The organism is Pseudomonas extremorientalis (assembly GCF_001870465.1).
Lineage (GTDB): Bacteria > Pseudomonadota > Gammaproteobacteria > Pseudomonadales > Pseudomonadaceae > Aquipseudomonas > Aquipseudomonas extremorientalis.
This window is the reverse complement of record NZ_MDGK01000062.1, coordinates 50,437-71,619: the sequence shown is the minus strand read 5'-3', so window position 1 is coordinate 71,619 and position 21,183 is coordinate 50,437. Positions and strand designations below refer to the sequence as shown.

The following is a 21,183-nucleotide window of genomic DNA, read 5'->3' as shown; positions in this document are numbered from 1 at the left end:
CATGGATGTTTTCTGGTTTCTGCCAACGCACGGCGACGGTCATTATCTGGGCACCACCCAAGGTGCACGGCCGGTCACCCTCAATTATCTGAAACAGGTCGCCCAGGCGGCTGACAGCCTGGGCTACCACGGCGTGCTGATTCCTACCGGGCGCTCGTGCGAAGACTCCTGGGTCATCGCCTCGGCCTTGGTGCCGCTGACCGAACGCCTGCGTTACCTGGTGGCGATTCGTCCGGGCATCATTTCGCCGACTGTCTCGGCGCGCATGGCGGCGACCCTCGATCGCCTGTCCAATGGCCGCCTGCTGATCAACGTGGTGACCGGCGGCGACCCCGACGAAAACCGTGGCGACGGCAGTTTCCTCGACCACGCCGAACGCTACGAAGTCTCCGACGAATTCCTACGTATCTGGCGCCGTGTGTTGCAGGGCGAATCGGTGGATTTCGAAGGCAAGCACCTGCGCGTGCAGAACGCCAAGGCCCTTTACCCGCCGGTGCAGAAGCCTTACCCGCCGCTGTACTTCGGTGGGTCCTCCGACGCCGCCCACGACCTCGCCGCCGAGCAGGTGGACGTGTACCTGACCTGGGGCGAACCACCCGCCGCCGTTGCGGAAAAACTCGCGGATGTGCGTGAGCGCGCCGCACGCCACGGGCGCACCGTGAAGTTCGGCATCCGCCTGCATGTGATCGTGCGCGAGACCGAAGAAGACGCCTGGAAAGCCGCCGACAAGTTGATCGAGCACATCAGCGACGAAACCATCGCCGCCGCGCAAAAATCCTTTTCGCGCTTTGATTCCGAAGGCCAACGCCGCATGGCCGCCCTGCACGACGGGCGACGTGACAACCTGGAAATCGCCCCCAACCTGTGGGCCGGCGTCGGCCTGGTGCGAGGCGGGGCCGGCACCGCGCTGGTGGGCAACCCGCAACAAGTGGCCGAACGCATCAAGGAATACGCGGACCTGGGGATCGAGAGCTTCATTTTCTCCGGCTACCCGCATTTGGAAGAAGCCTATCGCTTCGCCGAGCTGGTGTTCCCGTTGCTACCGGAACCCTATGCCAGCCTTGCCGGCCACGGCATCACCAACCTCACGGGCCCCTTTGGCGAAATGATTGCCAACGATGTGTTGCCGACCAAAGCTTGAGATCAATGAGGAACACCGTGTGACCGCCAAACCCCACAGCGTCCTGCCGTCCCCCTTGCAGACCGCCAGACTGCTGGCCGCCGAATTCGCCCTGACCGCCGTCGAACGTGACGAACGCGGCGGCACCCCCAAGGCTGAACGCGACGCCCTGCGCCAGAGCGGCCTGCTGGCCCTGAGCATTCCCACCCAGTACGGTGGCCTCGGCGCACGCTGGAGCGACACCCTGGGTATCGTGCGTGAATTCGCCAAGGTCGACAGCTCCATCGCCCATGTCTTCGGTTTTCACCACCTGATGCTCGCCACCGTGCGCCTGTTTTCGCGCCCGGACCAATGGCAACCCTGGTTCGAACAGACCGCGCGCAAAAACTGGTTCTGGGGCAACGCCCTCAACCCGCTGGACACGCGCACCGTGGTCAAGGATTTCGGCGGCTGGCGCGAGTTCTCCGGCAAAAAGAGCTTCTGCTCCGGCGCCAGCGACTCGGAGATGCTGATCGCTTCGGCGGTGGACGAATCCGCCGGTGGCAAACTGCTGATCGCGGCGATCCCCAGCGGGCGCAGCGGCATCACCTTGCACAATGATTGGAACAATATCGGCCAGCGCCAGACCGACAGCGGCAGCGCCAGCTTCGAACGGGTGCGCGTCGAAGAATCCGAGCTGCTGCTCGATCCGGGACCGCTGAGCACACCCTTCGCCTGCCTGCGCCCGTTGATCGCCCAGCTGACGTTCACCCACATGTTTCTCGGCATTGCCGAAGGCGCCTTCGAGGAAGCGCGCAATTACACCCTCACCGAAACCCGCGCGTGGCATAAATCCTCGGCCGAAGATGTGCGCAGGGACCCTTACGTACTGCATCACTACGGCGAATTCTGGGTCGCACTGGAAGGCGTGCGCCTGCTGGTGGAGCGCGCTGCCGACCTGCTCGACCAGGCCTGGGCCAAAGGCCCGAACCTCAGCGAAACCGAACGCGGCCAGTTGGCCATTGCCATCGCCACCGCCAAGGTCGCCGCCACCCAGCAGGGCCTTGAGCTGTGCAGCCGCCTGTTCGAAGTCACCGGTGCGCGCTCCACCCACGCGTCGCTGCGCCTGGACCGTCACTGGCGCAACCTGCGCACCCAGACCCTGCACGACCCGGTGGACTACAAACTCCACGAACTGGGGGACTGGGCGCTGAACCACTCCCTGCCGATTCCAACGTTCTATTCCTAAGAGAGGTGCCCATGCAGCTGTTGACCCTACCGCCCTCGCCCGCCCTCGCGACCTCGATCCGCGCCACGGCCCAGGTCTTCGAAGACCCCAAATCCCAGGCGCTGCTCGACCACATCCAGCAAGTGGCGCCCAGCGAAGCCAGCGTGCTGATCATCGGCGAGACCGGCACCGGTAAAGAGCTGGTGGCACGCCACATCCACAACCTCAGCGCACGGCGCAACCGGCCGTTCGTGGCGGTCAACTGCGGGGCGTTCTCCGAGTCCCTGGTGGAGGCCGAACTGTTCGGCCATGAAAAAGGCGCCTTCACCGGCGCCCTCAGCGCCAAGGCCGGCTGGTTCGAGGAGGCCGACGGCGGCACGTTGTTTCTCGATGAGATCGGCGATTTGCCGATGGCGATCCAGGTCAAACTGCTGCGGGTCCTGCAGGAACGGGAAGTCGTACGCCTGGGTTCGCGCAAGAGCATTCCGATTGATGTGCGCGTCTTGGCCGCAACCAACGTGCAGTTGGAAAAAGCCATCAACGCCGGGCATTTCCGCGAAGACCTCTATTACCGCCTCGACGTGGTCAGCCTGGAGCTCAGCCCGCTGCGCGAGCGCCCCGGCGATATCCTGCCACTGACCCGACACTTTATCGAAGCCTACAGCCAGCGCCTGGGATATGGCCCCATCACCATCAGCCGCGAGGCCGAGCACAAGCTTAAAAGCTACAGTTGGCCGGGCAACATCCGCGAGTTGGAAAACGTAATCCACCACACCCTGCTGATCTGCCGGAACGGCGTGATCGAGCGCGACGACCTGCGCCTGTCCAACATGCGCATCGAGCGCCAGGACGACAGCCAGCACGGCAGCGACAACAGCGCCGAAGCATTGCTGGCGCGGGCCTTCCAGAAACTGTTCGAGGAACAGGCCGGCGCCCTGCATGAAAAGGTCGAAGATGCCCTGCTACGGGCCGCCTACCGTTTCAGCCATTACAACCAGGTGCACACCGCCAACCTGCTCGGCCTGAGCCGCAACGTCACACGTACGCGCCTGATCAAGATCGGCGAGCTGGCGGTGAACAAGCGCCGGCCCGGAGAAAACGTGCAAGGCGAGCGCATGCTGCACCTATCCATTTAGGCGGCAGTGCAACGCGTTGTCGTGGCTGCGTTCGAAACTGCGCAGCACCTGGAACGAACCAAAGGTCACGGCCGTGGCCTGGTGGGCGCGAATCAATGTCCAGAAATCTTCCTCGCCATGCTCAAAACACTGGAAGGCCGCCTCGCCGTCTTCACGCGAGTGCCATTGCAGGTAATTGAGCACCCGCCGTCCGTCATCGCTGACCAGCACACTCGCATTGATAAAGCCGCCATGGCCCTGGGCCAGGCGTTCGCTCTGAAGGGTCAGGGCGGCCACCAGGGCAGATTGTTGCCGGGGTTCGATCTGAAACTCGATCAATTGAGTGAAGCTGCGATTCTTCTCTGATACCTGCATGAACACTCCCCTTCCTCTGTAGGCAGAATCTTGCGATTCGATGCCATGCAGGGTAAAACCTCTAGTTAAGTCAAGGTCAAGCACTTATCTGGAGTTTTTCATGCTCAACAAGGAACTCACTGTCGGCCAACTGGCCGCCCGCAGTGGTGTGGCGGTCACGGCGCTGCACTTCTACGAAACCAAGGGGCTGATCAAGAGCAATCGCAACGCCGGTAATCAACGGCGTTACCCCCGGGATGTACTGCGGCGCGTGGTGGTGATCAAGATCGCCCAGCGCCTGGGCATTCCGCTGGCGACGATTGGCGAAGCCTTGCAGACATTGCCGGAGGGGCGCACGCCCAACGCCCAGGATTGGGAGCGTTTGTCGGCGCTGTGGCGGCAAGACCTGGATGAGCGCATCAATAAGCTGACGCTGCTGCGCGACAAGCTCAATGGCTGTATTGGCTGCGGATGTTTGTCGATGGAGGCGTGTCCATTGCGCAATCAGGATGACCAGCTTGGTGAGCGCGGGCCGGGGGCACAGTTGCTGGAACCGACACCCCCTGCATGACCTGCGGCCCCAACACTTCGTCGACTGCCCACAGGCCACACGGAACGTGGCCTATAGTGAAGAGGCCGTGTCTCTACAACCACAATCAAGGAGAGCGATATGAGCGTTGAACCTATTCCGGAGGGCTACGCCAGCATCACGCCTTACATGGGCATCGACAAAGCCAGTGAAGCCATCGAGTTCTACAAAAAAGCCTTCGGCGCCACCCAGGTCATGCGTCTGGACATGCCCGATGGCAAAGTCGGCCATGCCGAGCTGCGCATCGGCGATTCGGCCATCATGCTGGGCACGCCCTGCGAAGAAATGGCCCTGCGCAACCCGGCCGAACACACCAGTGTCGGCTTGCACCTGTATGTGAACGATGTCGACGCGCAGTTCAAGCAAGCCGTTGCGGCTGGCGCCAGCGTCGTGTCCGAGCCCAAGGACCAGTTCTATGGCGACCGCTCCGCCAGTGTGAAGGATCCGTTCGGTCATCTGTGGTTCCTGGCCACCCACAAGGAAGACCTGACCGAAGCACAGATTCGCGAACGTGCCAAGGCCCTGTTCAAACAAGGCTGACCCTTTGCAGGAGCGAGCGAGCCCGCTCCTGCATCACACTTCATGAACACCCCCTCCACGTTTTTGCCCTTGCCCCGAATGCCGCGTGATTCCAGGATGCAAGCAATTACAAAGAGGAGTCACTCCATGTTCGCCGGATTCCAGAAAGACCAGTGCCACGTCAACGGCGTGGACATCAGCTACCGCAAAGGTGGTACAGGTCCCGGTCTGCTCCTGTTGCACGGGCATCCGCAAACCCACGTCATCTGGCACAAAGTCGCCGAGCAACTGGCTGAACACTTCACCGTGGTGGCCGCCGACCTGCGCGGCTATGGCGACAGCAGCAAGCCACCGGCCAATGACCATCACACCCATTATTCGAAACGGGAAATGGCCCGGGACAACGTCGAACTGATGCAGGCGCTGGGCCTTGACACGTTCTCGGTGCTGGCCCACGACCGTGGTGCCCGCGTGGCCCACCGCCTGGCCCTGGACCACCCGGCGGCCGTGCAACGCCTGGTGCTGCTGGACATTGCCCCGACCCTGTCGATGTACGCGCAGACCAACGAAGCCTTCGCCCGTGCCTACTGGCATTGGTTCTTCCTGATCCGTCCGGCGCCGTTGCCGGAAGCCTTGATCGAGGGCAACCCGGAGCTGTACCTGCGTAGCGTGATGGGCAGTCGCAGCGCCGGACTCAAGCCGTTCACCGATGAGGCCTTCGCCGAATACCTGCGTTGCCTGAAATTGCCGGGCGCCGCCACGGGCATCTGCGAGGACTACCGGGCTGCCGCCGGTATCGACCTTGAGCACGACCAGGCGGACATCGACGCCGGCAATCACCTGAACCTGCCGTTACTGGTGATGTGGGGCGCCGAAGGCACTGTCGGGCGCTGCTTCGAGCCGCTCAAGGAATGGCAGAAAGTCGCCACCGACGTGCGTGGCAAGGCCCTGCCGGCCGGCCATTACATCGCCGAAGAAGCCCCTGAGTTGCTGCTGGGCGAAGTCCTGACCTTCCTTCGCTGAGCAGCGCTGTAACCCGGTTCTTCCGCATCGTCGGCATTATCGGCCGGGGAGACACCGATCGGCGCCTTCGCTGCTATCGCGTTCACCACCGGCAAGCAACCGGGCCTGCCGAAAGGTCTGCCCAACCGGTGCTATTCTGGCGGCTCATGCCGCCAGCCCTGTTTGTGATGACTAACAAGAAAGATACCGTGCCCCTACCCGAAGACCTGCGGGTGTTCCTGACCGTGATCCGCAAGGCCGGTTTCGCTGCGGCGGCCGATGAGCTTGGCTTGTCGCCGGCGTATGTCAGCAAACGCATCCAAATTCTCGAAACCACCTTGGCCACCCGTCTGTTGCACCGCACCAGCCGGCGCATTGCCCTGACCGAAGACGGTGAACGGGTGCAGCGCTGGGCGGTGCGCATCCTCGAAGATTTCCAGCAACTGTCCGATGAACTCTCCGACGCCCATGACAGCCCGCGTGGCCACCTGCATGTGTGCAGCAGCTTCGGTTTCGGTCGCAACCATGTGGCCCCGGCCGTGTCGTTGCTGGCCGAGCAGTACCCGGACCTGGAAATCCGCCTGGACCTGTTCGACCGCGTGGTGGATATCGTCAGCGAAGGCTTCGACCTGGAGATCCGCGTGGGCGACGACATCCCCGGCCAGCACATCGGCCGTCGGCTGGTGAGCAACCGGCGCGTGCTGTGCGCCGCCCCGGCTTACCTGGAGCGGCGCGGCACACCGCAACAGTTGAGTGACCTGGAGCAGCACGACTGCCTGATACTCAAGGAGCGCGATAACGCGTTCGGCATCTGGAACCTGGAGCGCGACGGCACCCAGGAAAGCGTGCGCGTACGCGGGCCGCTGTCGTCGAACAATGGCGAGATTGTGTTGCAGTGGGCGTTGGATGGGCGCGGGGTGCTGCTGCGCTCGATGTGGGATGTGAAGCCGCTGTTGGAGCAAGGCAAGCTCGTGCAGCTACTGCACGGTTATACCCAGAGCGCCAACGTGTGGGCGGTGTACCCGACACGGTTGGCGTATTCCGGGAAGCTGCGGGCCTGCGTGGAGTTTTTGCAGGAGCATTTCAAGGGATTGTCGATCTAGCTCAGCCAGGGGTTGGCTTGCAGGTGCCGGCGTTCGAAGGCCTTGATCTCCGCACTGCGCTGCAAGGTGCTGCCGATGGCATCCAGGCCCAGCAACAACGCCGTCTTGCGCAGGGTATCGATCTGGAACGGGATCACCTGGCCATCCGCCAAATGGATCTGCTGGGCTTCAAGGTCGACACTGATCTGCGCCTGGTCCGCCTGGCTGACGGTCTTGCCCAGCTGCTGCAACACCGCCTCGTCCAAGGTGATCAACAACACCCCGTTGCGCTGGCAATTGTCATAGAAAATCCCCGCGAAGCTGCTGCCGATCAGCGCGCGGATGCCCATCTGCTTCAAGCCCCATACCGCGTGTTCTCGGCTGGAACCGCAGCCGAAGTTCGGCCCGACCACCATGAACCTCGCACCCTGCCAGGCCGGCTGGTTCAGCACGAACTCGGGGTTGGGCTCGCCGGACGCCAAGAAACGCAGGTCGAAGAACAGCCCGCGGTCCAGGCCGCTGCGGTCGATACCCTTGAGAAACTGTTTGGGCATGATCACATCGGTATCGATGTTGGCCGCCAGCATCGGCGCGGCCTTGCCGGTGACCAGGGTGAAGGGTTGCAGGCTCATGGGTGCGCTCCAAAGTGGCGGATATCAGTGAGGCGGCCGGTAATGGCAGCAGCGGCGACCATCGCCGGGCTCATCAGGTGAGTGCGTGCACCCGCGCCCTGGCGGCCTTCGAAGTTGCGGTTGGTGCTGGACGCACAGCGGTCGCCGGGGGCGAGCACATCGTCGTTCATCGCCAGGCACATCGAGCAACCCGACTGACGCCATTCAAAGCCGGCGTCGATAAAAATCGCTGCAAGGCCTTCGGCTTCGGCCTGGTCGCGCACTTCGGTGGAGCCCGGCACGATCATCGCCCGCACGTGTTCAGCGACGCGCTTGCCGCGCACCACGCTGGCGGCGTCGCGCAGGTCTTCGATGCGGGCGTTGGTGCAGGAGCCGATGAACGCATGGCTGATAACGATCTCGCTCAACGGCATACCGGCTTCCAGGCCCATGTAGTTGAGGGCGCGGCGCATGTCCTGGCGCAGGATCGGGTCGCTGACGTCCTGCGGGTCGGGCACGCGGGCGCCGATGGGGGCGGCCTGGTCGGGGCTGGTGCCCCAGGTAACCATGGGTTCCAGGGTGCTGGCATCGAGGTGCACTTCCTGGTCGAACACCGCATCGGCATCCGAGTGCAGTTGGCGCCAGCCCACCAGCGCCTGGTCCCACAGCTCGCCTTTCGGCGCACGCGGCTTGCCCTTGAGGTAGGCGAAGACTTTTTCGTCCGGCGCCATGAACGCGCCGCGCGCGCCCGCTTCCACCGCCATGTTGCAGATGGTCATGCGCGCCTCGACGCTCAGCGCATCGATGGTGGAACCACGAAACTCAATGGCATAGCCCGTGGCACCGGAAGCGCCGATCTTGCCGATCAGCGCCATGATCACATCCTTGGACGTCAGGCCGGGTGCCAGGTCGCCCTCAACCGTGACCCGCAGGGTCTTCAGACGCTTGTAGACCAACGTCTGAGAGGCCAGCAGGTGTTCGATCTCCGAGGTGCCGATGCCGAAACCGAAGGCACCGAGGGCGCCGTAAGTGGTGGTGTGGCTGTCACCGGCGGCGATCACCATGCCTGGCAGTATAAAGCCCTGCTCCGGGGCGATTACGTGTTCGATGCCCTGGCGCTTGTCGAGGATGTCCAGCAGCTCGATGCCGAAGTCCAGGCAGTTCTCCGCCAGGTAGGACACCTGCCGCGCCCCGCCTGCGTCTGGCATTGCCGCGATGCGCTTGGGCGTGGTGGGGTTTACATGGTCGACCACGGCCAGCGCCGTGCCTGGGCGCCACACGTTACGCCCGGCCTCGCGCAAGCCGCTGAAGGCCTGGGGGCTGGTGTATTCGTTGATCACCTGGCGGTCGATATAAAGCAGCACATGGCCCTGGTCATCCAGGGGGCACACCGTGTGGGAATCGATGTGTTTGTCGTAGAGGGTTCGGGCAGTCATTTTTCTGGGCTCACTTTTGTAGGCGCTCGCTCAACGGTATGCGCCCATCCTACGCAGCCGCCCCGACCCATCAATGGCGCCTGGGTGATGGCTTGGAACATGTTTCGTGTTCGATCAAGGCGATAAAACGCCCCGAATGTGAACCTGAAACATTTTCTTTCATATCCGCCTTAGGGATTTCTCATTCTCATCCGTCTTAACTTAGATACAGCCCGTCGCGTCAGCAAAAGCTACGACTGGCCTTTTCCGGGCCTCCATTGCCCTCCTCCGATCAAGACCCTCATTCACATGTCGAAGAAGTCACGCTCCAAACTCTGGTTTCTCGTACATAGCTGGCTGGCATTGCCTATCTGGTTCTTTGTACTGATCGTCTGCGTCACCGGCACCCTGGCGGTGGTCAGCCAGGAGATCGTCTGGCTGGCCAACCCGGATATCCGTGCGAGCAAGCCCTCGGACGATGCCTTACCGCTGAGCTACGACCAGGTGATCGCCGCCATCAAGCGCGATGAACCCCAGGTATATGTGCAGTCGATCAGCCGGCCCGACGAATCGCATTTTGCCTTGAGCGTCGACCTCAGCTACCCCGACGGACGCTCGGTGGAGGTCTACGTCAACCCGTACACCGGGGCGATCCAGGGCATCAGCCCCTCCTTCAACTTCCAGCAGTTCACCCGCGCCCTGCATGGCTGGTGGCTGGTGCCGTTCACCAATGGCTACAGCTGGGGCTGGTACCTGGTGTCGGCACTCGGCATCCCGCTGCTGGCGTCGCTGGTCACCGGGCTGGTGGTGTACAAGCGGTTCTGGAAAGGCTTCCTGCGCCCGACCCTGCGGATTCGCCACGGCGCGCGGATTTTCTGGGGGGACTTCCACCGCTTGAGCGGTATCTGGTCGATCTGGTTCATAGCAGTCATCTCCGTTACCGGCATCTGGTTCCTGATCCGGGCGATTTTGGGCGACAACCAGATTTCGATTTCCACCGAACCGGTCATCCCGGTGATTGCCCGGGAGAAGGTGCCGATGTCGGCGCCCGGCGTGCCGGCCCCCATGATTCCGGTGGACGAGGCGATCAAGATCGCCACCCAGCGCATCCCTGGCCTGGAGGCAAGTTTCATCAGCCTGCCGCTCAATGCCTACAGTCACCTGCAGATCGGCGGGCGGGGCTGGTACCCGTTGATGTTCCAGACCGCGCAGATCAACCCCTATGACGGTGAAGTGGCTGCGGCGCACCTGCTGTCCGACCGTTCGAAGCTGGAGTTCGTCACCGAATCCATGCGCCCCCTGCACACCGGCGACTTCGGCGGCATCTGGATCAAGCTGATCTGGGCCTTCTTCGGCCTGATCATGAGCATGATGGTGTTGAGCGGCCTGCTGATCTGGACCAAGCGCACCGCCCTGGCCACCCTCAATGCCTTCAACCGTGAAGCCAAGGCACAGCACAAACCGGTTTCCCTCCCCGCCCGGCAGGCGCAAACCTCGGAGGCCAACTCATGAACAAGGTCGCTGCGGTAAAACCATCGCCTCTGCGGGCACTCTGGCTGAAATGGCGTTTCCATCTCAATGTGCTGCTGTTGCTGGTGCCGCTGGGCTTCATGCCCAAGTACTTCGCCGATGCAGCGCTGTTTCGCGGCGACACCGGCATCGGCGAACGGGTGGCCGGCGACGTACAGGTCGGACCCTGGAGCCTGAAGCTTGCCGAGTTTCGCAATGAAGGCCCGCGCCCCGACCCGGCCGGCCCGATGAAATTCTTCAACGCCGCCCTGTGCGACAGCTGTGCCAACCAGGTCAAGGCCACCTACCTGCGCATCGGCAAGCCGCGCAGCCTGCGCGCTGCCGGGGTGATCTTCTTCGGTACGCCCTACCGCATGGGCGCCGGCCTGCCGATCCCGGAACGCACGCCCGTCGACGCCGAACTGTGGGTGACCATGGAAGGCTGGGACGGCAGCATGCACCAGGGTTCCATCCCGTTGAGCCAGGCTTCGCCTGCCACGATTGCCTGGCTGAACAAGCAAGGAGTTAAACCATGACTTTGATGCGACTGACCCGCGCCTGCGGCGTCCTGTTGATGGGTGCGGGGTTCAGTACCGTCGCCCTCGCCCACAACCCGATGTGCGAGTGCAAGGAAATCCCCGGTGAGCAGATCCAGTGCAAGGGCGGCTTCTCCGACGGCAGCGGTGCACCCGGCGTGACCCTGGACGTGATCGGCTACGACGAAACCATCCTGGTGCCCGGCAAACTCGGCCAGGACTCGACCCTGACCTTCAAGAAACCGTCCGCCGAGTTCTACGTGCTGTTTGATGCCGGTCCCGGCCACGTGGTGGAAATCGACCAAGCGGATATCCAGCCGCAATGAGTACCACACAGGTTGTACGCCCCGCCGGTGCCGGTCACGAAACCCTCTACGTGCTGCTGTTGTGCCTGATCATCCTCGCGGTGGCCGGCTCGGTAATAGCGCTGCACGGTGAATCCCAGGAAGTCGCGGCGGTGCCCAGCCACCAATTGGACGCGCGCCGCGACCTGAGCGCCGCCGAGCAAGGCATTTACGCTGACCTGCGGGTGACCCTGGATGAAATCCAGCTGTTGCAGCAGGAACAAAGCGCGCTGCCCAGCCCGGCGCAACTGGCCGAAGAAGGCTTTGCGCCGTTTGCCCAGGACGCCAGTTCGGTCAGCCGCGGCGATCACCGCTGGCAACTGTTGGAACCCTCGGCCTACCTGGGCTTGAGCCAGGCGCCAGCGACCAGCGGTTCATTACTGATGCGCGTGCACGGTGCCGAGCCGGACATCTGGCTCAATCGCCAGGCCAACCTCGCCGCTCCCTCCGACCTCTCCGACCAGGCGCTGATCGCAGCCGGCTGGCGGCAGGTGGTCGCGCAATTCGATGCCGGCGTCACCCGCCAGCACCGTCACTGAACGAGAAGACCGATTGCCCATGTCTATTTCATCGCCCCTGTTGCGCCTGTTGCTGGTTGGCCTGTTCAGCCTGATGCTCGCTCCCCTTGCCAATGCCGAGGCAACCAAGCGCCTGCGTATCGGCATCACCCTGCACCCTTATTACAGCTACGTGGCCAATATCGTCGGCGACAAGGCCGAGGTGGTGCCGCTGATTCCGGCCGGTTTCAACCCGCATGCCTACGAGCCACGCGCCGAAGACATCAAGCGCATCGGCACCCTGGACGTGATCGTGCTCAACGGCGTCGGCCACGATGATTTCGCCGACCGCATGATCGCCACCAGCGAGCGCCCGGACATCCCGGTGATCGAAGCCAACGCCAATGTGCCATTGCTGGCCGCCACCGGTAACGCCGCACGCGGTGCGGGCAAGGTGGTCAACCCGCATACCTTCCTGTCGATCAGCGCATCGATTGCCCAGGTCAACAACATTGCCCGCGAACTGGGCAAGCTCGACCCGGACAACGCCAAGACCTACACCCAGAATGCCCGCGCCTACGGCAAGCGCCTGCGCCAGATGCGTGCCGATGCCCTGGCCAAATTGACCAGCGCACCCAACCCGGACCTGCGCGTGGCCACCGTGCATGCGGCCTACGACTATCTGCTGCGCGAGTTCGGCCTGGAAGTCACCGCCGTGGTCGAACCGGCCCACGGTATCGAGCCAAGCCCCAGCCAGTTGAAGAAAACCATCGACGAACTGCGCGCCCTGGACGTGAAGGTGATCTTCTCGGAGATGGACTTCCCGTCCACCTACGTCGACACCATCCAGCGTGAATCCGGGGTCAAGCTGTACCCGCTGTCGCATATTTCCTACGGCGAATACAGCGCCGAGAAGTACGAAGTGGAAATGACCGGTAACCTCAACACGGTGGTCCGGGCAATTCAGGAGTCCGGAGCATGACGGCGGCGGAACAGCTGAAGGCGGTCAGCGTCGGCCCGACGCTCGAGTTCGACAAGGTGTCGTTGACCCTGGGTCGCACCGCGATCCTCGATGCGGTGAGTTTCCAGGTACAGCCGGGCAGCATCCATGCGCTGGTCGGCCCCAACGGCGGCGGTAAAAGCTCGCTGATCAAGACCCTGCTCGGGCAGACACCCCATCAGGGTCGGCTGAGCCTGCATTGGCCGGCCGCGCCCGGCACTATCGGCTATGTACCCCAGGCCCTGGAGTTTGACCGGGGCTTGCCGATGACCGTGGATGATTTCATGGCTGCCATGTGCCAACGGCGCCCGGCGTTCCTGGGCCTGTCCAGGCACTACGCCGGCGCGATCGGGGACGCACTGGAGCGCGTCGGCATGCAGGACAAACGCAAGCGGCGCATGGGCGCGCTGTCCGGCGGTGAACGCCAGCGTGTGCTGCTGGCCCAGGGGCTGATCCCGGCGCCGCACCTGCTGGTGCTGGATGAGCCGATGTCGGCCCTCGACGAAGCCGGTATCCAGGTGTTCGAGCGCCTGCTCAATGACTGGCGCCTGGCCGGGATCACCGTGCTGTGGATCGAGCATGACCTGGAAGCCGTGGGCCGCCTGGCCGACCGCGTCACCGGCCTGAACCGCCGCGTGCTGTTCGATGCCACGCCCAAGGAGGCGCTGACCCCGGACCGCCTGCTGACCCTGTTCTCCACCCACCCTCGGAGCCCGGCGCAATGAGTTATGAAGCCTTTCGCTTGATGGTCCAGGGCTGGGCCTCTTCGGGCTACCTGCCGGAGGCACTGGCCTACGGTTTTGTGGTCAACGCCCTGCTCGCCGGTCTGCTGATCGGCCCGGTGCTGGGCGGCCTGGGCACGCTGGTGGTGGTCAAGCGCTTCGCGTTTTTCTCCGAAGCGGTTGGCCACGCTGCGTTGACTGGCGTGGCAGTCGGGATCCTGCTGGGTGAGCCCTACACCGGGCCGTATGGCGCACTGTTCGGCTACTGCCTGCTGTTCGGCATCCTGCTCAACTACCTGCGCAACCGCACGGGCCTGGCGCCGGACACCTTGATCGGGGTGTTCCTGTCGGTGTCCCTGGCGCTGGGGGCGAGCCTGCTGCTGATCCTGGCCGGCAAGATCAACGTGCATATCCTCGAGAACGTGCTGTTTGGCTCGGTGTTGACAGTCAACGGCAACGATCTGCTGGTGCTGGCGGTTGTCGGTGCGCTGGTGATGGCCCTGGCGCTGCCGCTGTACAACCGCATCATGCTGGCCAGCTTCAATCCGCAGTTGGCCGCTGTGCGGGGCGTCGCCGTGAAAACCCTGGACTACCTGTTCGTGATCCTGGTGACGCTGATCACCGTCGCGGCGGTCAAGGTCATCGGTGCGATCCTGGTGGGGGCGCTGCTGGTGATTCCGGCGGCTGCGGCGCGGCTGTTGAGCCAGTCGCTGAAGGGCTTCTTCTGGGTCTCGGTGGCGATTGCCACAGTCAGCACCCTGTGCGGGATCCTGCTGCCGATCATCTTCGACCTGCCCGTGCCGTCCGGCGCCGCCATCATCCTGGTCGCCGGTATCGCCTTCGCCCTGGCCGCCATCGCGCGCGGCACAGTGCCCAGCCTCAAAGGGAATCTTGGATAATGCGCTCCGTTCTTCATCCCCTGGCCCTGGCCATCGCCTGTATGTTCACCGCGCCGCTGATGGCGGCGCAAGCGGCCAAACCGGCTGCTCATGCCGTAAAACCGGTCAAAGTACTGGCCTCCCTGCCGATTACCTATGGCCTGGCCGACGTGTTGCTCAAAGGCACCGATGTGCAGCTTGAACGCGCCGCCCCGGCCAACCTGCCAGGTTCACGCCAGGTGTCCTACTTCACCGGCCGTGGCGCGCCGGCCCTGAGCAAATTGGCGCTGGACGCCGACGCCGCCATCGGCCTGCGCTCATTGTGGGCCGATGACCCGCTGTACCCGGTGGCGCGGCGTAGCAATATCCGTATCGTCGAAGTCGACGCCGCCCGCCCGGTGGATGGTGGCTTGCCTGGCATCGCCGTACAGCCGGGCGTTGCCGATGGCCTGAACAGCCAGCCATGGCAGTCGAGCAACAATATGGGACGCATGGCCGATGTACTGGCTGCCGACCTGAGCCGCCTGGCCCCGGGCGCCAAGCCGAAGATCGACGCCAACCTCGCCGCCCTCAAGCAGCGCCTGCTCAAACTCACCGCCGACAGCGAAGCGCGCCTGGCCAAGGCGGATAACCTGAGTGTGGTCAGCCTGAGCGATCACTTTGCTTATCTGATCAGCAGTTTGAACCTCGAAGCGCTCAGCACCGATGCACGGCCGGATGCCGACTGGACGCCCGAGGCGCTACAGAAACTCACGGCCGAGCTGAAGGACAACGATGTGGCGGTGGTGCTGCATCATCGCCAGCCGAGTGAGGCGGTGACGGCAGCGGTAACGGCAAGTGGCGCCAGGCTGCTGGTGCTGAACGTGGACGGTGCGGAACCGGTGGCGGAGCTGGAAACCAATGTGGACCAGGTGATCAAGGCGCTGACCCCATGACATCCACACCGACATGAATCGCATCATGCCGCCAGAACTCCAGGTCGCAGTCGATCAACCGCTGGTGCTGGTCATAGTTGACCCGGGCGATACGCAAGCCCGGGCTGCCCACCGACACACGCAACGCAGCGGCGGCCTCCACCGGCAGTGACGTCGGCACGATCTCGAAACGCACCCGCCCGTAGTGCAGGTCGTACTTGCGTGCATACAGCTCGGTCATCGACTGATTCAAATCACACGCCAGGATCCCCGGAAAATACTGCGGGTTCAGGTAGTGCTCCACATACAACACCAGGCGCCCATCGATGCGCCGGCCCCGGCAGATCTGGATCACGCTCGACAGTGCCGGCAGCTGCAACCAGGCGCACACCGCCGCCGACGCCGGTTGCAGCCGCGCGGAGATGACCTCGGTGGACGCCACCCGCCCCTGGTCGCTGACCATCGCGTGAAAGTGGCTGCGTTGCATCAGGTTGTAGGCCAACCGTGGCGGCGAGACAAACCAGCCGCGTCGCTCCTCGCGATAAATCTGACCCTGCGCTTCCAGTTGTAACAAGGCTTCCCGCACGGTAATCCGGGTGGTACCGAACAACTCGCTGAGCTTGCGCTCGGCCGGCAGTTTGCTGGCAGGCGGCAACAGGCCGTGGTCGATCTGCTCTTGCAGCGCCAGGCCGATGGATGTCACCGCCTTGATTGCCTCATCACGCATCAACGTTACCTATCTGGACTAGACCAGCACCGACAAGGTGCACAAACCGCTCCGTAAATGGGCTTGCACGGTTGAGTGCCAGCCTAGGTAGTACAGATGACCGACAGATGACAGTCCGTGTGCAGCCGTCGCAGCACACCCTGCAATACGTCGGCCAAGTCCCTTCCCCACGGGCAGTTGAGCATGGTCTACGCTGACTCTGCGACAAGCGACATCAGCATTTTAAAAACGACATCGACATGAAACTGTCATCCATCGAGCCTAGATTGGCTCAGGTATTGCTCTGACCTAGACCAACAACACCGCAGAAACAACCGCCGCGTTGAAAACGCCCAAAGGAGCTTCGGATGAAACAGCTTTTCCTGGCATCACTGTTAGGCTCGACCATTGCCATGTGCACCGCCGCCATGGCCGCTGATACCGATCTAAAAACCCTGGAAGCTGCCGCCAAGGCAGAAGGCGCTGTCAACAGCGTCGGCATGCCCGATGACTGGGCCAACTGGAAAGGCACCTGGGAAGACCTGGCCAAGACCTACGGCCTCAAGCACATCGACACCGACATGAGCTCGGCCCAGGAAATCGCCAAGTTCAAGGCTGAAAAAGACAACGCCAGCGCCGACATCGGCGACGTGGGCGCGGCGTTCGGGCCGATTGCGGTGAAGCAGGACGTGACCCAGCCGTACAAACCGTCCACCTGGGCCCAGGTCCCGGATTGGGCGAAAGACAAGGACGGTCACTGGGCCCTGGCCTACACCGGCACCATCGCGTTTATCGTCAACAAGAAGCTGCTGCACGGCTCTGAAGTGCCCACTAGCTGGGCTGACCTGCAAAACGGCAAATACAAGGTCTCCATCGGTGACGTGAGCACTGCGGCGCAAGCGGCCAACGGCGTACTGGCAGCCGCCATTGCCAATGAAGGCGACGAAAAGAACATCGCCCCCGGCCTGCAATTCTTCACCAAGATCGCCCAGCAAGGCCGCCTCTCACTGTCCAACCCGACCATTGCCACTATGGAAAAAGGCGAAACCGAAGTGGGCGTGGTCTGGGACTTCAACGGCCTGAGCTACAAGGCCAAGATGGCCAACCCGGATGACTACGTGGTGCTGATCCCATCGGATGGCTCGGTGAAATCCGGCTACACCACCCTCATCAACAAATACGCCAAGCACCCGAACGCCGCCAAGCTGACCCGCGAGTACATCTTCAGCGACGCCGGCCAACTCAACCTGGCCAAAGGCAATGCGCGTCCGATCCGTGCTGAAACCGACCTGAAACTGCCGGCCGAGATCGCCAAGAACCTGATCCCGGGCGAGCAGTACACCAAGGCCAACCCGCAGCCGATCAAGGATGCCGATGCCTGGGAAGCCACCTCCAAGAAGCTGCCTCAGCTGTGGAACGAGCAGGTCATCGTAGAGATGAAGTAAGCCTGCCACCCCACATTGGACTCCACTGGAGATCCAATGTGGGAGGGGGCTTGCCCCCGATGGCGGTGGATCAGTGACAGATATTCAAACTGACACACCGCTATCGGGGGCAAGCCCCCTCCCACACTTGAACCCAGATGCATCAGGAATATCGAGCCAAGTCCATCGTTGCGGAGCGCCTCCCCCCATGAAGCACAATGTCATCCTTGTCGTGCTCGACGGCCTGAACTTCGAGGTTGCGCGGCACGCCATGGGGCACTTGCAGGCCTATGTCGGCGCAGGACGCGCAGCCCTGTACAAACTGGAATGTGAACTGCCCGCCCTGTCCCGCCCGTTGTACGAATGCATTCTCACCGGTGTACCGCCGATCGATAGCGGCATCGTGCACAACAACGTCTCGCGCCTGTCCAACCAGCGCAGCATCTTCCATTACGCCACCGACGCCGGCCTCACTACCGCGGCGGCGGCTTATCACTGGGTCAGCGAGTTGTATAACCGCACGCCCTTTCTCGCCGCCCGCGACCGTCATACCGACGACCCGGCGCTGGCGATCCAGCACGGGCATTTCTACTGGAATGACCACTACCCGGATTCCCACCTGTTCGCCGACGCCGAAAGCCTGCGCCTCAAGCACGCGCCGAACGTCCTGCTGGTGCACCCGATGAACATCGACGACGCCGGCCACAAGCACGGCCTCGACACCCCGCAGTACCGCAACAGCGCACGCTCGGCCGACATCATCCTGGCCGATTACCTGCACACCTGGCTCGACGCCGGCTACCAGGTAATGGTGACCGCCGACCACGGCATGAACAACGACCGTTCCCACAACGGCCTGCTCCCCGAAGAACGCGAAGTGCCGCTGTTTGTGCTGGGCGATGCGTTCAGCCTGGACAGCCGCGCCGCACCGAAACAGACCGAGCTGTGCGGCACCGTCTGTGAGCTGCTGGGCGTGCCCCACGACAAACCTGTATGCCGGGAGCTGTTGAAATGAACCGAGGCAAATGGCTGGCGTTGCTGTGCCTGGTGCCTTTCGCACTGTTCTTTATCGTGTTCGAAATCGCCCCGCTGGTATGGGTGCTGATCAACAGCCTGCAAACCGAAGAGGCTGGCTGGGGCCTGGAAAACTTCACGCGCATCTTCAGCTCGAAGTTCTACCTGCAAGCCATCCAGTTCAGCCTGGAGATCAGCTTCTACTCCAGCGTGTTCGGCATCATCATCGCCACCCTCGGCAGTTACTCCCTGCGTCGGGTGGATTCGCCGCTGCGCAACTTCGTCACCGCCTTTGCCAACATGACCAGCAACTTTGCCGGCGTGCCCCTGGCCTTCGCCTTCATCATCCTGTTGGGCTTCAACGGCAGCATTACGATCATGCTCAAGCAGGCGGGGATCATTCAGGACTTCAACCTGTATTCGAAGACCGGGTTGATCATTCTCTACACCTATTTCCAGATTCCCCTCGGTGTACTGCTGCTGTACCCGGCCTTCGATGCGCTGCGCGAGGACTGGCGTGAGTCGGCGTCGCTGCTGGGTGCCAACGGTTGGCAGTTCTGGCGACACATCGGCTTGCCGGTGCTCACCCCGGCCCTGCTCGGCACCTTTGTGATCCTGCTGGCCAACGCCCTTGGGGCCTATGCCACGGTGTATGCGCTGACCACCGGCAACTTCAACGTGCTGCCGATCCGCATCGCGGGGCTGGTGTCCGGTGACGTGTCCCTCGACCCGAACCTGGCCAGTGCCCTGGCCGTGGTGCTGGTGGCCCTGATGACCGTGGTCACCGTGGTCCATCAACTGCTGCTCAAGAGGAGCTACCATGTCTCGCGCTGAAGCCGGCCAGGCCTCCCTCTACCACCGCGTGGTGGTGTGCCTGTTGTTTGCGATCCTGGTGCTGCCGCTGATCGGCACCTTCGTCTATTCCATCGCCAGCAGTTGGTCGGCAACGATCCTGCCCGCTGGTTTCACGGTGAAATGGTATGTACAGCTGTGGAGCGACCCGCGCTTCCTGATGGCCTTCGGGCAATCGTTGCTGGTGTGCGTGGGCGCCTTGGTGCTGTCGGTGGTGCTGATTTTGCCGCTGCTGTTCGTGGTGCATTACCACTTTCCCAAACTCGACGCGCTGATGAACATCCTGATCCTGCTGCCCTTCGCGGTGCCGCCCGTGGTGTCGTCGGTGGGCCTGCTGCAATTGTATGGCTCAGGTCCCTTTGCGATGGTGGGCACGCCGTGGATTCTGATCGGCTGCTACTTCACCGTGGCACTGCCGTTCATGTACCGGGCGATCACCAACAACCTGCAGGCGATCAACCTGCGCGACCTGATGGACGCCTCCCAACTGCTCGGTGCCAGCACCTGGCAGGCGGCGATCCTGGTGGTGCTGCCCAACCTGCGCAAAGGCTTGATGGTGGCGCTGTTGCTGTCGTTCTCGTTCCTGTTCGGTGAGTTCGTGTTCGCCAATATCCTCGTGGGTACGCGCTACGAAACGCTGCAGGTCTACCTGAACAACATGCGCAACAGCAGCGGCCACTTCACCAGTGCCGTCGTGATTTCCTACTTCTTCTTTGTGCTGGTGCTGACCTGGGCCGCCAATATCTTGAACAAGGACAAAAGCCAATGAGCTTCGTCAGCGTCCAACACCTGCAAAAAAGCTACGCCGGCACCCCGGTGTTCAGTGACATCAACTGCGAAATCGCCAAGGGCGAGTTCGTCACCCTGCTCGGCCCGTCCGGTTGCGGCAAGTCCACGCTGCTGCGCTGCATCGCCGGGCTGACCTCGGTGGACAGTGGCAAAATCCTGCTGGATGGCCAGGACATCGTCCCGCTGAGCCCGCAGAAACGCCATATCGGCATGGTGTTCCAGAGCTATGCGCTGTTCCCCAACATGACCGTGGAACAGAACGTCGCCTTCGGCCTGCGCATGCAGAAGGTCAACGCCGACGACAGCCACAAGCGCGTGCAGGAAGTGCTGCAACTGGTGGAACTCAAGGAGCTCGCCGGCCGCTACCCGCACCAGATGTCCGGCGGCCAGTGCCAGCGCGTGGCCCTCGCCCGCTCTCTGGTCACGCGCCCGCGCCTGTTGCTGCTGGATGAACCGCTGTCGGCACTGGATGCGCGAATCCGTAAGCACCTGCGCGAGCAGATCCGCCAGATCCAGCGCGAGCTGGGGCTGACCACGATCTTTGTGACCCATGACCAGGAAGAAGCCCTGACCATGTCCGACCGGATCTTCCTGATGAACCAAGGCAAGATCGTGCAGAGCGGTGATGCCGAGACCCTCTACACCGCGCCGGTGGACGTGTTCGCCGCCGGTTTCATCGGCAACTACAACCTGCTGGACGCCGACAAGGCCACCCAGTTGCTGCAACGCCCTATCAACAGCCGTATCGCCATTCGCCCGGAGGCCATCGAGCTGAGCCGCAATGGCGAGTTGGACGCCTTGGTTCGCAGCCACAGCCTGCTGGGCAACGTGATTCGCTACCGCATCGAAGCGCGCGGCGTGGAACTGGTGGTGGACGTGCTCAACCGCTCGGCTGACGACTTGCACCCGGATGGGCAACGCCTGGCACTTTCCATCGACCCCAGCGCCCTGTGTGAAGTAGCCTGAGCAGCGACGATTATTGAG

The 21,183-nt window shown here is 62.9% G+C and carries 24 protein-coding genes; 20 read left to right on the top strand and 4 right to left on the bottom strand.

Translation table 11 applies throughout. From position 1 onward, the window contains the following. Position 1 precedes the first annotated feature (1 nt). Genes ssuD through BFN10_RS26990 form a run of 3 tightly spaced genes read left to right on the top strand, consistent with a single transcriptional unit; the run spans position 2 to position 3,463 of the window. The gene (gene ssuD, locus BFN10_RS27000; protein WP_071492284.1) at positions 2–1,141 is read left to right on the top strand and encodes an FMNH2-dependent alkanesulfonate monooxygenase; all 1,140 of its coding nucleotides are present in this window, start codon (positions 2–4) and stop codon (positions 1,139–1,141) included. A gap of 19 nt (positions 1,142–1,160) precedes the next feature. Next, the gene (locus tag BFN10_RS26995) at positions 1,161–2,348 is read left to right on the top strand and encodes an acyl-CoA dehydrogenase family protein (RefSeq protein WP_071492283.1); all 1,188 of its coding nucleotides are present in this window, start codon (positions 1,161–1,163) and stop codon (positions 2,346–2,348) included. Between the two features lie 11 nt (positions 2,349–2,359). After that, on the top strand, positions 2,360–3,463 hold the full coding sequence (locus BFN10_RS26990) for a sigma-54 interaction domain-containing protein (protein ID WP_071492282.1): 1,104 nt from the start codon (positions 2,360–2,362) through the stop codon (positions 3,461–3,463). On the opposite strand, the gene BFN10_RS26985 is transcribed toward BFN10_RS26990, so the two are convergent. Continuing rightward, positions 3,452–3,817, bottom strand: a complete 366-nt coding sequence (locus BFN10_RS26985; RefSeq protein ID WP_071492281.1) for an antibiotic biosynthesis monooxygenase — start codon at positions 3,815–3,817, stop codon at positions 3,452–3,454. The genes BFN10_RS26990 and BFN10_RS26985 overlap by 12 nt on opposite strands. A gap of 100 nt (positions 3,818–3,917) precedes the next feature. Between BFN10_RS26985 and soxR the strand changes: the two genes are divergently transcribed. From soxR to BFN10_RS26965, 4 genes are all read left to right on the top strand, one after another. Then, a complete protein-coding gene (gene soxR, locus BFN10_RS26980; RefSeq protein ID WP_071492280.1) occupies positions 3,918–4,367 on the top strand; it encodes a redox-sensitive transcriptional activator SoxR in 450 nt (149 codons plus the stop codon). A 99-nt stretch (positions 4,368–4,466) separates the two neighbouring features. Beyond that, positions 4,467–4,925: a VOC family protein gene (locus BFN10_RS26975; protein WP_071492279.1), complete on the top strand. Its 459-nt coding sequence runs from the start codon at positions 4,467–4,469 to the stop codon at positions 4,923–4,925. A gap of 126 nt (positions 4,926–5,051) precedes the next feature. Beyond that, entirely contained in the window at positions 5,052–5,927 is an 876-nt protein-coding gene (locus tag BFN10_RS26970; RefSeq protein WP_071492278.1) for an alpha/beta fold hydrolase, read from the top strand. Between the two features lie 167 nt (positions 5,928–6,094). After that, positions 6,095–7,009: a LysR substrate-binding domain-containing protein gene (locus BFN10_RS26965; protein ID WP_197678249.1), complete on the top strand. Its 915-nt coding sequence runs from the start codon at positions 6,095–6,097 to the stop codon at positions 7,007–7,009. Here BFN10_RS26965 and leuD read toward each other — a convergent pair. Further along, the gene (gene leuD, locus BFN10_RS26960) at positions 7,006–7,620 is read right to left on the bottom strand and encodes a 3-isopropylmalate dehydratase small subunit (protein WP_071492276.1); all 615 of its coding nucleotides are present in this window, start codon (positions 7,618–7,620) and stop codon (positions 7,006–7,008) included. The genes BFN10_RS26965 and leuD overlap by 4 nt on opposite strands. Further along, complete coding sequence (gene leuC / locus BFN10_RS26955; protein WP_071492275.1) at positions 7,617–9,035, bottom strand: 3-isopropylmalate dehydratase large subunit; 1,419 nt, start codon at positions 9,033–9,035, stop codon at positions 7,617–7,619. The genes leuD and leuC overlap by 4 nt, the downstream gene beginning before the upstream one ends. A gap of 288 nt (positions 9,036–9,323) precedes the next feature. Here leuC and BFN10_RS26950 point away from each other — a divergent pair, with 288 nt between their 5' ends. The 8 genes from BFN10_RS26950 to BFN10_RS26915 are packed head-to-tail and all read left to right on the top strand — an operon-like array spanning position 9,324 to position 15,435. After that, positions 9,324–10,526: a PepSY-associated TM helix domain-containing protein gene (locus BFN10_RS26950; RefSeq protein WP_071492274.1), complete on the top strand. Its 1,203-nt coding sequence runs from the start codon at positions 9,324–9,326 to the stop codon at positions 10,524–10,526. Beyond that, positions 10,523–11,059: a thiamine pyrophosphate-binding protein gene (locus BFN10_RS26945; RefSeq protein WP_071492273.1), complete on the top strand. Its 537-nt coding sequence runs from the start codon at positions 10,523–10,525 to the stop codon at positions 11,057–11,059. Before BFN10_RS26950 ends, BFN10_RS26945 begins: the two co-directional genes overlap by 4 nt. After that, on the top strand, positions 11,056–11,385 hold the full coding sequence (locus tag BFN10_RS26940; protein ID WP_071492272.1) for a hypothetical protein: 330 nt from the start codon (positions 11,056–11,058) through the stop codon (positions 11,383–11,385). The genes BFN10_RS26945 and BFN10_RS26940 overlap by 4 nt, the downstream gene beginning before the upstream one ends. Beyond that, a complete protein-coding gene (locus tag BFN10_RS26935; protein WP_071492271.1) occupies positions 11,382–11,942 on the top strand; it encodes a DUF6162 family protein in 561 nt (186 codons plus the stop codon). The genes BFN10_RS26940 and BFN10_RS26935 overlap by 4 nt, the downstream gene beginning before the upstream one ends. Before the next feature lie 19 nt (positions 11,943–11,961). Continuing rightward, on the top strand, positions 11,962–12,882 hold the full coding sequence (locus tag BFN10_RS26930; RefSeq protein ID WP_071492270.1) for a metal ABC transporter substrate-binding protein: 921 nt from the start codon (positions 11,962–11,964) through the stop codon (positions 12,880–12,882). Beyond that, the gene (locus BFN10_RS26925; RefSeq protein WP_071492269.1) at positions 12,879–13,625 is read left to right on the top strand and encodes a metal ABC transporter ATP-binding protein; all 747 of its coding nucleotides are present in this window, start codon (positions 12,879–12,881) and stop codon (positions 13,623–13,625) included. The genes BFN10_RS26930 and BFN10_RS26925 overlap by 4 nt, the downstream gene beginning before the upstream one ends. Further along, a complete protein-coding gene (locus BFN10_RS26920) occupies positions 13,622–14,521 on the top strand; it encodes a metal ABC transporter permease (protein WP_071492268.1) in 900 nt (299 codons plus the stop codon). Before BFN10_RS26925 ends, BFN10_RS26920 begins: the two co-directional genes overlap by 4 nt. Further along, positions 14,521–15,435: a metal ABC transporter substrate-binding protein gene (locus tag BFN10_RS26915; RefSeq protein WP_071492267.1), complete on the top strand. Its 915-nt coding sequence runs from the start codon at positions 14,521–14,523 to the stop codon at positions 15,433–15,435. The genes BFN10_RS26920 and BFN10_RS26915 overlap by 1 nt, the downstream gene beginning before the upstream one ends. On the opposite strand, the gene BFN10_RS26910 is transcribed toward BFN10_RS26915, so the two are convergent. Beyond that, positions 15,416–16,141 (bottom strand): UTRA domain-containing protein, encoded by a 726-nt coding sequence (locus tag BFN10_RS26910; protein ID WP_033900319.1) that lies wholly within the window; start codon positions 16,139–16,141, stop codon positions 15,416–15,418. The two genes, BFN10_RS26915 and BFN10_RS26910, sit on opposite strands and share 20 nt — an antisense overlap. 347 nt (positions 16,142–16,488) lie before the next feature. Here BFN10_RS26910 and BFN10_RS26905 point away from each other — a divergent pair, with 347 nt between their 5' ends. The 5 genes from BFN10_RS26905 (at position 16,489) to BFN10_RS26885 (ending at position 21,165) form a co-directional block, all read left to right on the top strand. Then, positions 16,489–17,565, top strand: a complete 1,077-nt coding sequence (locus tag BFN10_RS26905) for an ABC transporter substrate-binding protein (protein WP_071492266.1) — start codon at positions 16,489–16,491, stop codon at positions 17,563–17,565. A 187-nt stretch (positions 17,566–17,752) separates the two neighbouring features. Beyond that, positions 17,753–18,559: an alkaline phosphatase family protein gene (locus BFN10_RS26900; protein WP_071492265.1), complete on the top strand. Its 807-nt coding sequence runs from the start codon at positions 17,753–17,755 to the stop codon at positions 18,557–18,559. Continuing rightward, positions 18,556–19,392 carry an ABC transporter permease gene (locus tag BFN10_RS26895; RefSeq protein ID WP_071492264.1) on the top strand — a complete coding sequence of 279 codons (837 nt, stop codon included), beginning with the start codon at positions 18,556–18,558 and terminating at the stop codon, positions 19,390–19,392. The genes BFN10_RS26900 and BFN10_RS26895 overlap by 4 nt, the downstream gene beginning before the upstream one ends. Beyond that, positions 19,379–20,179 (top strand): ABC transporter permease, encoded by an 801-nt coding sequence (locus tag BFN10_RS26890; protein WP_071492263.1) that lies wholly within the window; start codon positions 19,379–19,381, stop codon positions 20,177–20,179. The genes BFN10_RS26895 and BFN10_RS26890 overlap by 14 nt, the downstream gene beginning before the upstream one ends. Continuing rightward, entirely contained in the window at positions 20,176–21,165 is a 990-nt protein-coding gene (locus BFN10_RS26885) for an ABC transporter ATP-binding protein (protein WP_071492262.1), read from the top strand. The genes BFN10_RS26890 and BFN10_RS26885 overlap by 4 nt, the downstream gene beginning before the upstream one ends. Positions 21,166–21,183 lie beyond the last annotated feature (18 nt).

What these genes read in the sequence shown, in the direction of transcription:
- BFN10_RS26900 (WP_071492265.1), top strand. Translation starts at nt 17,753, where the DNA reads ATGAAGCACAATGTCATCCTTGTCGTGCTCGACGGCCTGAACTTCGAG.
- BFN10_RS26915 (WP_071492267.1), top strand. Translation starts at nt 14,521, where the DNA reads ATGCGCTCCGTTCTTCATCCCCTGGCCCTGGCCATCGCCTGTATGTTC.
- ssuD (WP_071492284.1), top strand. Translation starts at nt 2, where the DNA reads ATGGATGTTTTCTGGTTTCTGCCAACGCACGGCGACGGTCATTATCTG.
- BFN10_RS26895 (WP_071492264.1), top strand. Translation starts at nt 18,556, where the DNA reads ATGAACCGAGGCAAATGGCTGGCGTTGCTGTGCCTGGTGCCTTTCGCA.
- BFN10_RS26920 (WP_071492268.1), top strand. Translation starts at nt 13,622, where the DNA reads ATGAGTTATGAAGCCTTTCGCTTGATGGTCCAGGGCTGGGCCTCTTCG.
- BFN10_RS26950 (WP_071492274.1), top strand. Translation starts at nt 9,324, where the DNA reads ATGTCGAAGAAGTCACGCTCCAAACTCTGGTTTCTCGTACATAGCTGG.
- BFN10_RS26990 (WP_071492282.1), top strand. Translation starts at nt 2,360, where the DNA reads ATGCAGCTGTTGACCCTACCGCCCTCGCCCGCCCTCGCGACCTCGATC.
- BFN10_RS26930 (WP_071492270.1), top strand. Translation starts at nt 11,962, where the DNA reads ATGTCTATTTCATCGCCCCTGTTGCGCCTGTTGCTGGTTGGCCTGTTC.
- BFN10_RS26945 (WP_071492273.1), top strand. Translation starts at nt 10,523, where the DNA reads ATGAACAAGGTCGCTGCGGTAAAACCATCGCCTCTGCGGGCACTCTGG.
- leuD (WP_071492276.1), bottom strand. Translation starts at nt 7,620, where the DNA reads ATGAGCCTGCAACCCTTCACCCTGGTCACCGGCAAGGCCGCGCCGATG.
- BFN10_RS26925 (WP_071492269.1), top strand. Translation starts at nt 12,879, where the DNA reads ATGACGGCGGCGGAACAGCTGAAGGCGGTCAGCGTCGGCCCGACGCTC.
- BFN10_RS26965 (WP_197678249.1), top strand. Translation starts at nt 6,095, where the DNA reads ATGACTAACAAGAAAGATACCGTGCCCCTACCCGAAGACCTGCGGGTG.
- BFN10_RS26975 (WP_071492279.1), top strand. Translation starts at nt 4,467, where the DNA reads ATGAGCGTTGAACCTATTCCGGAGGGCTACGCCAGCATCACGCCTTAC.
- soxR (WP_071492280.1), top strand. Translation starts at nt 3,918, where the DNA reads ATGCTCAACAAGGAACTCACTGTCGGCCAACTGGCCGCCCGCAGTGGT.
- BFN10_RS26910 (WP_033900319.1), bottom strand. Translation starts at nt 16,141, where the DNA reads ATGCGTGATGAGGCAATCAAGGCGGTGACATCCATCGGCCTGGCGCTG.
- BFN10_RS26935 (WP_071492271.1), top strand. Translation starts at nt 11,382, where the DNA reads ATGAGTACCACACAGGTTGTACGCCCCGCCGGTGCCGGTCACGAAACC.
- BFN10_RS26985 (WP_071492281.1), bottom strand. Translation starts at nt 3,817, where the DNA reads ATGCAGGTATCAGAGAAGAATCGCAGCTTCACTCAATTGATCGAGTTT.
- leuC (WP_071492275.1), bottom strand. Translation starts at nt 9,035, where the DNA reads ATGACTGCCCGAACCCTCTACGACAAACACATCGATTCCCACACGGTG.
- BFN10_RS26890 (WP_071492263.1), top strand. Translation starts at nt 19,379, where the DNA reads ATGTCTCGCGCTGAAGCCGGCCAGGCCTCCCTCTACCACCGCGTGGTG.
- BFN10_RS26885 (WP_071492262.1), top strand. Translation starts at nt 20,176, where the DNA reads ATGAGCTTCGTCAGCGTCCAACACCTGCAAAAAAGCTACGCCGGCACC.
- BFN10_RS26940 (WP_071492272.1), top strand. Translation starts at nt 11,056, where the DNA reads ATGACTTTGATGCGACTGACCCGCGCCTGCGGCGTCCTGTTGATGGGT.
- BFN10_RS26970 (WP_071492278.1), top strand. Translation starts at nt 5,052, where the DNA reads ATGTTCGCCGGATTCCAGAAAGACCAGTGCCACGTCAACGGCGTGGAC.
- BFN10_RS26905 (WP_071492266.1), top strand. Translation starts at nt 16,489, where the DNA reads ATGAAACAGCTTTTCCTGGCATCACTGTTAGGCTCGACCATTGCCATG.